The 12,004-nt window shown below is 62.4% G+C and carries 10 protein-coding genes; 6 read left to right on the forward strand and 4 right to left on the reverse strand.

The annotated features are described in order from the left end of the window. From OKW20_RS29845 to OKW20_RS29865, 5 genes are all read left to right on the forward strand, one after another. Positions 1-975, forward strand: coding sequence for a glycosyltransferase family 2 protein (locus OKW20_RS29845; protein ID WP_429178182.1), 975 nt, complete (start codon positions 1-3; stop codon positions 973-975). Further along, a complete protein-coding gene (locus tag OKW20_RS29850; RefSeq protein ID WP_429178090.1) occupies positions 972-1,898 on the forward strand; it encodes a glycosyltransferase in 927 nt (308 codons plus the stop codon). The genes OKW20_RS29845 and OKW20_RS29850 overlap by 4 nt, the downstream gene beginning before the upstream one ends. After that, positions 1,898-2,914, forward strand: coding sequence for a glycosyltransferase family 2 protein (locus tag OKW20_RS29855; protein WP_429178092.1), 1,017 nt, complete (start codon positions 1,898-1,900; stop codon positions 2,912-2,914). The genes OKW20_RS29850 and OKW20_RS29855 overlap by 1 nt, the downstream gene beginning before the upstream one ends. A gap of 4 nt (positions 2,915-2,918) precedes the next feature. After that, entirely contained in the window at positions 2,919-3,824 is a 906-nt protein-coding gene (locus OKW20_RS29860; RefSeq protein WP_429178094.1) for a UTP--glucose-1-phosphate uridylyltransferase, read from the forward strand. Between the two features lie 73 nt (positions 3,825-3,897). Continuing rightward, the gene (locus OKW20_RS29865) at positions 3,898-6,258 is read left to right on the forward strand and encodes a polysaccharide biosynthesis tyrosine autokinase (RefSeq protein WP_429178096.1); all 2,361 of its coding nucleotides are present in this window, start codon (positions 3,898-3,900) and stop codon (positions 6,256-6,258) included. 28 nt (positions 6,259-6,286) lie between these two features. Here the strand turns inward: OKW20_RS29865 and OKW20_RS29870 are convergent, their stop codons facing one another. Further along, on the reverse strand, positions 6,287-7,741 hold the full coding sequence (locus OKW20_RS29870; protein WP_043612740.1) for a TrkH family potassium uptake protein: 1,455 nt from the start codon (positions 7,739-7,741) through the stop codon (positions 6,287-6,289). Positions 7,742-8,095: 354 nt separating this feature from the next. Here OKW20_RS29870 and OKW20_RS29875 point away from each other — a divergent pair, with 354 nt between their 5' ends. After that, the gene (locus OKW20_RS29875) at positions 8,096-8,338 is read left to right on the forward strand and encodes a hypothetical protein (RefSeq protein WP_043612741.1); all 243 of its coding nucleotides are present in this window, start codon (positions 8,096-8,098) and stop codon (positions 8,336-8,338) included. A 41-nt stretch (positions 8,339-8,379) separates the two neighbouring features. Here OKW20_RS29875 and OKW20_RS29880 read toward each other — a convergent pair whose 3' ends face one another. The 3 genes from OKW20_RS29880 to OKW20_RS29890 all read right to left on the reverse strand — a co-directional run bounded on the left by OKW20_RS29880 (position 8,380) and on the right by OKW20_RS29890 (position 11,993). Next, positions 8,380-9,468 carry a glycoside hydrolase gene (locus OKW20_RS29880; protein ID WP_429178184.1) on the reverse strand — a complete coding sequence of 363 codons (1,089 nt, stop codon included), beginning with the start codon at positions 9,466-9,468 and terminating at the stop codon, positions 8,380-8,382. 31 nt (positions 9,469-9,499) lie between these two features. Beyond that, entirely contained in the window at positions 9,500-10,672 is a 1,173-nt protein-coding gene (locus OKW20_RS29885; protein ID WP_402322954.1) for a polysaccharide pyruvyl transferase family protein, read from the reverse strand. Positions 10,673-10,814: 142 nt separating this feature from the next. Beyond that, positions 10,815-11,993: a polysaccharide pyruvyl transferase family protein gene (locus OKW20_RS29890; protein WP_429178099.1), complete on the reverse strand. Its 1,179-nt coding sequence runs from the start codon at positions 11,991-11,993 to the stop codon at positions 10,815-10,817. Positions 11,994-12,004: the final 11 nt, after the last annotated feature.

The raw sequence follows: 12,004 nt of genomic DNA on the forward strand, positions 1-12,004 counted from the left end.
ATGCGTATTCTCATCGTCATTCCCTGCCTCAACGAGGCCGAACATCTGCAAGGCCTCGTCGAAGCCTTGCTACCCGCGGCAAGGCGCCTCAACGGTGCCATTCTGATCGCTGACGGCGGCAGCACCGACGGCACCCGCGAGATCGCGGCGCGTCTGGCCGAGAAGGATACGGCCGTGCTGGTGCTCGACAATCCGAAACGCATCCAGAGCGCGGCGATCAATCTCGCCGTCGCGCGCCACGGCGCCGACTTCGACTACATGATCCGCATCGATGCGCACGGCACATATCCGGACGATTACTGCGAGCGTCTCGTCGAGGAGGCGCTTCAGACCGGCGCGGACTCGGTCGTCGTCGCCATGCAGACGGTTGGCTTCACGCCCTTCCAGAAGGCCACGGCCTACGCCCAGAATTCCAAGCTCGGCAATGGCGGAGCGAAGCACCGGCTGGGCGCGACGAGCCACTGGGCCGATCACGGTCACCATGCGCTGATGCGAATTTCCGCCTTCCAGGCGATCGGCGGCTATGACGAGATCTTCAGCCACAACGAAGATGCGGAGTTCGACTATCGCTTCCGTCAGGCAGGCTACCGCATCTGGATGACCGACCGGACCAGCATGGTCTACTACCCCCGCGCCAAGGTCGGCCCCCTCTTCCGCCAGTATTTCGCCTATGGCCGCGGACGTGCGCGCAATGTGTTGAAGCACCGCGCCTGGCCGAGCCTCAGGCAGCTGCTGCCGCTGGCCGTCGCTCCGGTCGCCGTCGGCGCGCTGCTCGCGGTCGTCAGCTGGCTTGCGGTCGTTCCGGTCGTGCTCTGGGCTGCGGCCTGCATTGGCTACGGCATGTGGATGGCGCTCGGCCAAAAGAACCCCTACGGCCCGCTCGCCGCCGTTTCGGCAATGGTCATGCATTTTGCCTGGTCGGCCGGATTCTGGCGGGAATTGCTGACCACACGTAACCGGAGGGTGGCACGATGACCAACACCGTCGCGCCGACGCAGATCGACATAGCGGTGTGCACGTTTCGCCGGCCGGAACTTGCAGAAACGCTGCATTCCCTCGCGCTCATCACCGTGCCTGCAGATGTTGCGATCCGCATTATCGTCGCCGACAACGACGTGACGCCGAGTGCGGAGGCACTCGTCAACCAGATGCGCCCGACCATGCCTTGCGAGATCCTCTACGTGCATTGCCCGGCGTCGAACATTTCGATCGCCCGCAACGCCTGTCTCGACAACAGCACCGGGCACTATCTCGCCTTCGTCGACGATGACGAGACGGTGTCGAGGACCTGGCTCATGCAATTGCTCGATACCGCGCAGACGACCCGCGCCGATGTGGTGCTCGGTCCGGTTCGCGCCGAGTACGCGCTGTCTGCCCCGAATTGGATGCGCCGCGGCGATTTTCATTCGACCCGGCCGGTTTGGGTCGATGGCGAGATCCGCACGGGCTACACCTGCAATGTCCTCATCGATCTCACCCGCCCAGTCGTCTTCAACAGGCGGTTCAACCTGGCGCTCGGGCAGACGGGCGGCGAGGATACGGAGTTCTTCCGCCACATGCATGCGGATGGCGGGCGTCTGGCCTATGCACCCGATGCGCTGGTCTTCGAACCGGTACCGGAGAAACGCGCGCGGCTTGCCTGGCTGGCAAAACGGCGCTTCCGTTCCGGTCAGACCCATGGCCGGCTCTTGGGTGAACCGGGCCAAGCCGGCAGCCGCGTTGCCGAAATCGTCCGCGCGACGGCGAAATCAGGCTATTGCGCCGTCGCCAGTCTGCTGCTGCTTGGCTCGCCGGTCGCCCGCTCGCGCTATGCGCTGCGCGCGATCATGCATGCAGGCGTCGTCAGCGGCCTCATCGGCGTGCGCGAGCTGCAGCAATACGGAGCGGCGACCGCCTGATGACGCAACGCGCCCCCGACGTCAGCTTCGTCATCGCGGCCTATAACGCTGCCGAAACGGTCCGACGCGCCATCGACAGTGCGCTTGCGCAGAAGGAGGTCGACGTCGAAGTGATCGTCGTCGACGATTGCTCGAAGGACGAGACCTGTACGGTCGTCGAAGAACTCGCTGATCCGCGCGTGCGGCTGCTGCGGCTTGCCGAAAACCGCGGGCCTGGAGGCGCGCGCAATGCCGGCCTAGAAGCGGCGCGCGGCACCTGGATCGCCATTCTCGACGCGGACGACACTGTCAGCACTCAGCGCTTGTCGTGCATGATCGGTCTCGCCTCCGCAACCGGGGCTTCGATTGTGGTCGACAACATCGACGTCCTCAATCTCGATGGGCGGCTGGAGCGCATGTTTCCCGAAGCCGAGCTTGAGCGCCGACGGACGTTGACGCTTGCGGCCTTCATCGGTTCGAACGTACTTTTCCGCTCGACCTTCAATTTCGGCTACATGAAGCCGATCTTCGAGCGTCGGTTCCTCAACGACCATCGCTTGCGCTTCGAGGAGACGATCCGGATCGGCGAGGATTACATCCTGCTCGCCTCGGCGCTTGCCCGTGGCGGCCGCTGCGCCATCGATCCCTCCGCGGGCTACTGCTATCACATCAGAGAAGGCTCGATCTCGCGCGTGCTCGAACTGCGCCACATCGAAGCGATGATGACGGCCGACCGGGAATTCCTAGCCAGGCACACGCTCGATGGTGAGGCGATGGCGATGCAGCGCCGGCGCGAGAGAAGCCTCGTGGAAGCGCACGCCTTCCTTCGCCTCGTCGAACACCTGAAATCCAGATCGCTGGCCGGAGCCACCCGGGTGGCTCTGACCAACCCCAGAGCGCTTCGGCACCTCAGAATGCCGATCGCCGTGCGATTGCGCCGGCTGCTTGCGCCAATCGCACGCATGACGCCTGCCACCTCGACGGTGGCGGCCGAACGACCCACCTCGGGCGGAAGCCCGCACGTAAGTAAAGGATAAGACCATGGACCGTATCAGGACCGTCAGGAAAGCTGTGATCCCGGTCGCCGGCAATGGAACGCGGTTTCTTCCCGCGACGAAGGCGATACCGAAGGAGATGTTGACGATCGTCGATCGTCCGGTCGTGCAATATGCGGTCGATGAAGCCCGCGAGGCGGGCATCGAGCACATCGTTTTTGTGACCAGCCGCAACAAGCAGGCGATCGAAGACCACTTCGACGACACGCCTGAACTCATCTCGTCGCTGACCCGCTCCGGCAAGAACGCCCAGATTTCCGAACTGGAGGAGATGCTGCCGCGCGCGGGTTCCGTCAGCTTTACCCGGCAGCAAGCGCCGCTCGGTCTCGGCCATGCCGTCTGGTGCGCTCACGATCTCATCGGCGACGAGCCCTTCGCGCTGCTCCTGCCGGACATGCTTTGCCACGGCGGACGCGGCTGCATGGCCGGTCTTGTCGACCTCTACCGCCAGACCGGCGGCAACGTCGTCGGCGTCGAGCAATGCGCTCCGGAAGATGCCTCGAAATATGGCATCGTCGGCAAGGGTGCCGCCGTCCCCTATGGGTTCGAAGTCACCCAAATGGTCGAAAAACCGCGCATGGGCGAAGCCCCGTCCAATTTTTATCTGAACGGTCGCTACATCCTGCAGCCGCAGATCTTCGACATCCTCGCCCACCAGCCGCGCGGCACCGGAAACGAGATCCAGTTGACCGACGGCATGCTGAAACTGTCACAAAATCAAGCGTTTCACGCCCATCCCTATGATGGACGCACGTTCGACTGCGGCTCCAAGGAAGGCTTCATCGCAGCAAATGTCGCCTTCGCGCTGGCGCGTTCCGATCTCGGCGACGCGGTCTATGCTTCGGTCAAGGACATGGTCCTGTCTCACGAAGGCCGCATCCGCGCCGCATAACTGGCTTCGGCGCCTCTTTTGAAAAGAAGAGGCGCCAGCCTTCGGACCAAAGGGAAACGGACAGAGCGACCCAATGAACCAAAGAAGTCTCCCCTTCAACAGTGTCGTACCGCGCAACGTGGAGGAGCCCGACGGCTTCATCGACCTCGATCGTCTGTTTTCGGTCGTCTTGCGTCGCGCCAGAATGGTCGGCCTGTTCGTGGCGCTCTTCATCGCCCTCGGTGTCGCCTACCTAGTCTTCGCGACACCACTCTACACATCGGCAACGCAGGTCCTTCTCGACGAGAACCTGTCGAAATTTGCCGAAGAGCAGGCGCCGCCGCAAAACAGCGCCCTGCTCGACACTCAGATTGCCAGCGCCGTGGAAATCCTGAAATCCGGCGAACTTGCCCTCCGTGTCGTCGACAAGATGAACCTTGCCGACAACGATACCGTCCTCAATCCGCCGCGCTCGCCGTTCGACGTCGTCAAGGACGGGCTGAAGTCGGTTACGAGCATTTTCTCGAGCGGACCGGAGATTTCCGAGGATATGGCCCGTAACGGTCGGAGGCAAAAGGCAGCGGCCCTGCTGCAGCAGGGACTGGCCGTCGAACGCGTGACGCGAAGCTCCGTCGTTTCGCTGGCCTATCGCTCGAGCGATCCGCAGCTCGCCGCTGGCATCGTTCGCACCTATGCCGACGCCTATCTCAACGACCAGCTCAACGCCAATTTCGAGGCGACGGAACGAGCGTCGGTCTGGCTGCAGGAACGTCTTGCAGACCTTCGGCAGCGCACGCAGACCGCGTCGCTCGAGGTTGAAAAATACCGCAGCGAAAACGGCCTGACGCTGGCGCGCGGCGAACTCATGTCGGAACAGCAGCTGGCCGATCTCAACAGTCAGCTGATCATTGCCCAGGCCGATAGCGCAAGCGCTTCGGCGCGCTACAAGCAGTTCCAGGCGATCGTCGACCAGGGACCGGAGACGGCCGTCAAGAACGCGACGATCTCCGCCAAGGAAGGCGACAACTCGGTTATCCGCGAGCTGCGCACGCGCTACCTTGCAGTCAGCAAGCGTGAACAGGATGTGAGCCAGAGCTTCGGAGCCGATCATCCGCAGGCCGTGTCGCTGCGCAAGGAGAAGACCGATGTCGGCCGCCAGATCTTCCAGGAACTGCAGCAACTGACGGCAAGCTACCGCAACGAATACGAGGTGGCGCGCTCACGCGAAGCGTCGCTGCGCGAAAACATCGAAGGCACCACCGGCCGCAACGCGAACGCCAATCTCTCGCTCGTGCACCTGCGCGAACTGGAGCAGAGGGCGGCCGCACTGAAGACGCTCTATGAAACCTATCTGAACCGCTACGAGCAGGCCTCGCAGCAGCGCTCCTTCCCGATTGCGAAGGCGCGGGTGATTTCCAGCGCCGGCGTCCCGACCTCGCCGTCGAGCCCGAAGAAGACCATGGTGCTGGCGCTTTCGGCCGTGCTCGGCCTGATGGCGGGCGGCGCGTTTGCCGCGTTCCAGGAATTCCGCGAGCGGACGTTCCGGCTCGAAGGCGACGTGCGCGCCATCCTCGGTCACCGGTCGTTCGGCTACATTCCGCTGGTCGGCCCGCGTCATCCGGGAACGACGGATCTCGTTCGCGCCAAGCTGATGAAGAACAAGATGCCGCCGCCGGTCACACAAGGGGCTCCGTCTTTCGAGCGGCTCAGCCGTATCGTGCTCGACGCTCCCCGCTCTTCCTTCACCGAGACCTTCCGCAACGCCAAGCTCGCCTGCGACAGAATGCTGACCGGCAACGGCTCGCGCGTCATCGGCATCGCCTCGGCGGTGCCCGATGAAGGCAAGTCGATCATCGCCGCGAATTTTGCGGCGCTTCTCGCTGCAAGCGGCAAGAAGACCCTTTTGATCGATGCCGATATCCGCAAGCCAGGTCTGAGCAAGATGATCAATCCGCCGCCGAAGGCGGGTCTGGTTGAAGCGTTGACCGGGCAGGCATCCTGGCCGGCGGGCATCAAGATCGACCAGCAGACGAAACTTGCGATCCTGCCGGTCGGCGGTGAAGCTGTGGACGGCAACGGGCCCTATGACAGCCATGAGCTGCTCGCGTCGCCGGCCATGGCCGAGCTCATCGACAACGCCCGCAAGTCGTTCGACTACGTCGTCGTCGATCTTGCGGCCCTCGCCCCGGTCGTCGATGCCAAGGCCTTTTCGCCGCTTGCGGACGGTTTCCTCTTCGTCGCCGAATGGGGACGGACGCCGTCGCGGCTGGTGCGCGACCTCTTGCATTCGGAACCGCAGATCAACGCCAAGATCCTCGGCGTGATCATCAACAAGACCGACATGCAGGAGCTGGCAAAGTACAGCGACTTTGGCGGTGCCGAGCATTATCGCCACCGCTACGAGAAGTACTACATCGAAAGCGCCGGCACGCGCCGCAAGACCGAGGCCGCCTGACAGGGCGCGCCTCGTTTCGACCTGTCGCTCAGTTCCTCCAGAAGAGCGGTGTCAGGATGACGAGCACCGTCAGGATCTCCAGACGGCCGAGCAGCATCATGAGCGACAGGAGATAGAGCGCCGGGTCGGTCAGCGTGGAGAAATTGCCGGCCGGCCCGATGATCGGGCCGAGCCCGGCGCCCACGTTGGAAAGCGCCGTTGCGACCGCCGATACCGCCGTGACGAGATCGTAACCCATGGCGCCCATCGCCAGGCTGCCGAAAGCCCAGATGAACATGTAGGCCGTAAAAAACATGAACACGGTGCGCTGCACGTCGATATCGACCAAGGTTTTTCCGTAGCGCACGGTGTGGATCGCGTTCGGGTAGATCAGCTTGAAAAGGCCGGCGCGGATCGAATTGAAGATGATGATGAAGCGGTAGGCCTTCATGCCGCCCGCCGTCGAGCCGGAGCAGCCGCCCATGAAGGTGGCCGCAAAGGCAAGCGCGACAATGAACTCACCCCAGAGCATGTAATCGTCGCTGGCAAAACCGGTGGTCGACAGGATGGAGGAGACGGTGAAGAAGCCGTGCGCCAACGCCTCGTGCGCAGACACCCCGTTGACGATCCGCTGGTAGAGGCTTGCAGCGAGCGCGAGGGCCGTCAGATAGGACAGAAAGACGATGATCTGCGGATCCTTCAGCGTGTCGAGCCGGCCACGGACAATGAAGAGGATGAGCACGGAAAACGGCAGGCTGCTGAGCGTCATGAAAAAGGTTGCGACCCAGAGGATCGGCAGGCTGTTGAAGTAGCCGAGCGAGGCATCGTGGGTGGAAAAGCCACCGGTCGCGACCGTCGACATCGCGTGGTTGATCGCGTCGAAGCGGCTCATGCCCAGATAGGAGAAGATGATCGTGCACGTCACCGTCATCACGACATAGATCAGGATGAAGGCGCGCGTGAAGGTGACGATGCGGGCGAAGGGCTTTTCGGTAGTGTCCGAGGACTCCATCTTGAAGAAGGACATGCCGCCGACCCGAAGATAGGGCATGACGAAGAGCCCGAGCGCCACGATCCCGATACCGCCGAGCCAGTGCAGGATCGAGCGCCAGAGAAGAATGCCTGGCGGCGCATGGTCGAGGCCGCTGATGACGGTCGATCCCGTCGTCGTGATGCCGGACACCGATTCGAAGAAGGCCTTGGCGAAATCGAGCTTCAGCGACGACAGCCAGAAGGGCATGGCGCCGACCAGCGAGACGACGATCCAGAGAAGATTGACGACGAGAAAGCCCATCTTGCGGCTGAACAGCGGCGAGCCGCCCTGCGTGGCAGCGATCGCCAGGAGCGACAGCCCGCCGGTCGCAAAGGCCGAACCGGCAAACACCCTCCAGTTGGGGTGGCCATAGAACAGATCGACGGCGGCCGGCAGCAGCATCGCGAGCGACAGATAGAACGCGGCCTTCGCGGCGATGTTGATCGCGGTCTGGTAGAGGGGTGCATGCAACGGTTGATCGCCTCAGCGCTTTGTCCAGGACCGAATCGGTCCTCGGAATTTGCGGCCATTCAACCTCAAAGGCGCGCGATTCGCACCGGTTCGGGGCAGAGAACCCCCTGCTGAGCGACAGTCAGTCCCGCATTTTTGCCGATTTGGCTTCTTGGGCGTGGCAATCGGTTCCAGGCGTTCCCGGCAAATGCCGTGTGAAAGGCGCCAAACGCATGCTGCGCTGCGGCATTTTGCCCAATCAATTCTAACTCACGAAAAGATCACGGCTTTTGGCCGCGGCAAGTCATCACCTTGACTTATTTTGACGTGTAAAGCCTGCTTCATCCGTTCCACATGCAACCTTGAGCACGACCGATGACACCCGCCCGTTTCACCCAATGCCTTCTCGTTCTTCGTTGGACGCCGATCAATCTGGCAAGCGCCCTCCATTGCAACCTGGCATGGATCGAGGCGATGGAGACCGGAGACGAAAAGGTGCCGGAGGAACTGGCGACGTGGCTGGAAACGCTGGCGCGGACCCACGAGGAACTCGGCATTCCCGTCACCTACCGCGGGAAGGGGCTTGAGCCGGCGACGAGCCGCGCAACGCGGCGCTGATCCGACACCGAACGCTTCGGCCCGCGCGACCTGTACGGTTTTCAACCGTCCTTGGCCGGTTCGATCGCGAGCACGCCGGCCGGGCTTAGCGCACCGCAGCGCCATAACCGGTAATTCTGCTGGGTGTCCCAGTCGTAGTAGTAGGCGGCATCCAGGCGTTTTTCCTCGGCAAACCGCTCGAAGACCGTCCGCATGGCCGACATCGCCCCTTCGCGTTCACGATCGTCGACGGGGCAACTGCGCGCCGTGTTGGCAATCCCCCATTCCGTCACCCAGCAGGGCCGCCCCCGGTCGGCAGGCGCGCAGAAATCGAGAAGTCTGGTGACGATCGACGTGATCGCCGCCTTATCCTTGCGCGCCGGATAGATGTGAATGCCATAGGCATCGACGAGCGCGTCCATGCCCCGCGCCTTCAAAAGCGCAATCACCTCGCCCGGATCCAGCCGCTCCATCCCCTGCCGGTCTGCTTCCTTGGGCCCCATGTCGGAGAGCCCGGCGGAGACGATGATCGCCTCGCTGTTGGCGCTCGCTCTGACGGCGTCGCGGGTGATCTTCAGCGCCTCGACATAGTTGTCGAGACCTTTTCCGAAGGTCTCAGGATCTGTGAGTTCGCCGAGATGTCGCGGCGTCGCCTGGCCCGGCTTCTCGTAGACGGCGAGGTCGCCGTTATAGCCGGCGAGGTTGATCTCGTTTCCGGGTTCTACCGCATCCAGACGGATGCCGAGGGCATCGATGCGCTGCAGCGCCGCCGTCAGGCCGGCGCGGTAACGATCAAGATCCAGATCGGACAACCGGTTGATATCCCAGATGCGCCCGAAGCCGGTGCGCGGCCGGACACCGTCCGGATAATAGCTTTTGTTCGACAGCTGGATCTCGAGCAGGATCCGCAGACCGAGCCGATTGGCAATCTCCAGCGCGTCGATGCTTTTGTCGACGGGGCGCGACAGCGACAGCCGCACATGCGTCGCGCCGCTGTCGGCAATTTCGCGAAGGATGCGTTCCTGATCCGCGTGCTCCAGCCAGGCGAGATTGAGCCGGTTGACGCCGAAGCGTGCAGCTGCAGTCTCGGCCGCCCACGCCGGAGCACCATGCGAAAATGCCGCCCAGGAGACCAGGGCGGCAAGGAGCAGCGCCAACGGCGCTGCCCGGGTCAGGTGCCGATTAAATGCCAACCTGTTTCAGCGCACTTTGGAAGTTCGCCTCGCACGCCGAATAGCGTTCGGTAACCGCCTGCGCATCGATTTTCGACAGGAAGCTGGCGAGATGCGCCTTCTTGTCCGCCTCGCGATTCCAGACCCCCGCCTCGATATAGGGAAAGCCGATGAATTCGAGCATCTCCCGCATGCGGTCGTCGACGGCGATCATCAGCGAGGGCGTGCCCGCCTGCATGCCGATGACGCAGCCATGGAAACGCCGGCCGATGCAGAGGTCCCGGGTCGATGACCAGGCGCGCCACTGGTTGGTGTCGAAGAACACCATCAGTTCGTTCTGCCGCTGCCATTTTTCCTGATGCTTGTATTCCGTCTTGCCGGTGATGCGGCCGCTGGAGCGGTCATAGACCGGCGCGTTGTCATCCACGGGCAGCGTCAGGTTATAGGCGACGATTTCGTCCTGGATGACGTAGCTTGCCACGCTCTCGGGCTTCAGGAGTGCGTGGGCATCGACGATGGTGTCGGCAACGCTGCCGAGATAGCCGCCGAGCGCGAGCTTCTGTGACGACGCCAAATCGGCATTGGCAAGCGAGGTCAAGGAGTGGCGCATCTCGTTGGGAGCGAAGAACAGCGAGGGGCAGCCGGTCGGCTTGACGAACTTCATTCCCTCAGCCCGCAAGAACTCGGCGGTGAAATAGCCGCGGGTCAGGAAGAAGCTTTCCTTCTGTTTCAATACCTCGAGGAACCGCAACGTACCGGCCGGCAGGTTTTCCTTCAGACCCTCACGCTTCTGGATACCGATACCCATCACCAGAACCGGCATCTTCAGCTTTTCGAACACGTCGGCTTCAAGATCGGCCGAGTATCCCGGACGCAGCAGGTTCGCCGAGGCGAACACGCACATGTCGAATTCCTTGTTCAGGGCATCGTAGACGTCGTTGGCGCCGCGGCTGTTGACCAGATGCCAGAACGGCACATAGGTCACGTCATGACCGCGCAAGGCGTAAGCTGCACCCTCGCCGATCAGGTAGTTGCCGGTGTTGGCGATCTTCTTGACCTGGTCGACCAGATCCTTCTTGCTTCGGATGTCGTCGAAATAGGGCTTGTGATGGACCGTCGCACCGGAAACGCGCGCGACGGTACGCTGGAGGTAGGAGGGAATTCCGGTGAGCAGGATACGCATCGATACACCTGGTTTGTGGACTGGCCGACAGAGTTGAGGAAGAGCGAGGGCGGCACGAGGAAGCGGATCTGCAATCCTCACCACGCCGCCCGAACTTCATGAATTGAGCGCCTCGGGTCGAACGTGCCCAAGGCATCCGGGTTTAGAGGCCGATGCCGATCTCGCGCAGCACCGTGCGGAAATTGCGCTCGCGATCGGAATAGCGATCGACCAGCTCGGAGGCGTTCAGCCCGGCCAGATGGCTGGCTACGAACTCCGCGCGGTTTTCCGCTTTTTCGAGCTCCTGGACGTCGACCGACGGCAGGCCCGTAAAGCCCAGCATTTCGCGCATGCGGTCGTCGACGGCCACCATCAGGCTCGGCACGCCCGCCTGCATGGCAATGATCGAGCCATGGAAACGACGGCCGAAATTGAAGTCCATGTGCGAGGCCCAGGCGCGCCACATGTTGGTATCGAAGAAGGTGCGCACATCGAACGGCACCTTCTGGCGTTCGGCGCCCGGAAAAGTGAGTTCGCCGAGCATCTTGCCCGAGCTTGAATCGAAGACCCTTCCATCGGCATCCGGCTCGACCTTCATGTCGAAGTGCAGGAATTCGTCCTGGATGATGTATTGCGGCGTGGCGCCTTCCGGGTTGAGCGCGATCGCATCGACGATGCAGTCGTGATTGGCGCCGAGATAGCCCGAGAAGATCGTCTTTGCCTGGCCGATCTTGACGTCGGGCAACTTCTTCATCGAGGCGCGCATGTTGTTCGGCGCGAAATAGACCGAGGGGCAGCCGGTTGGCCGGACGTATTTGAATCCCTGGTCCTTCAGGTAGCCGGCGGTTTCGTAGCCGCGGGTCAGGAAATAGTGCTCGCGGTCCTTGAGAACATCGAGCAGACGCTTCGTCCCCTCCGGCAGGCCTGTTTCCAGGTCCTTGCGGTTCTGGTGGCCGATGCCGAGCATGACGATCGGCATCTTGAGCTTGCTCAAGACATCAGCCTCGGCATCCGCAGAAAGCCCCTTGCGCAACAGATTGGCGCAGGTGAACACGCAGATGTCGAAGTTGTTGTTGAATTCATCGAAACCGGTGCCGTTCTTGTGGGCGTTGTAAAGATGCCAGAACGGGATCTGCTTGGCGTGGGGCGCAATAGCACGCAGAGCGCCCTCACCGATCAGATAGTTGCCGGTGTTGCTGATGTTGCGAAGCTCCTGAAGAAACTCGTCCTTGGATTCGGGCTGTTTTTGCCGTTCCGAATAGGAAACCGACAGGCCATTGGCGCCGTTTGCGAGGCGCGTGTAATGACCAGGAATACCCGTCAGGAGGATTCTTGGACGCATGCGTAAGTCCC

Origin of the sequence: Ensifer sp. LBL (assembly GCF_050435225.1) — a bacterium.
GTDB lineage: Bacteria > Pseudomonadota > Alphaproteobacteria > Rhizobiales > Rhizobiaceae > Ensifer.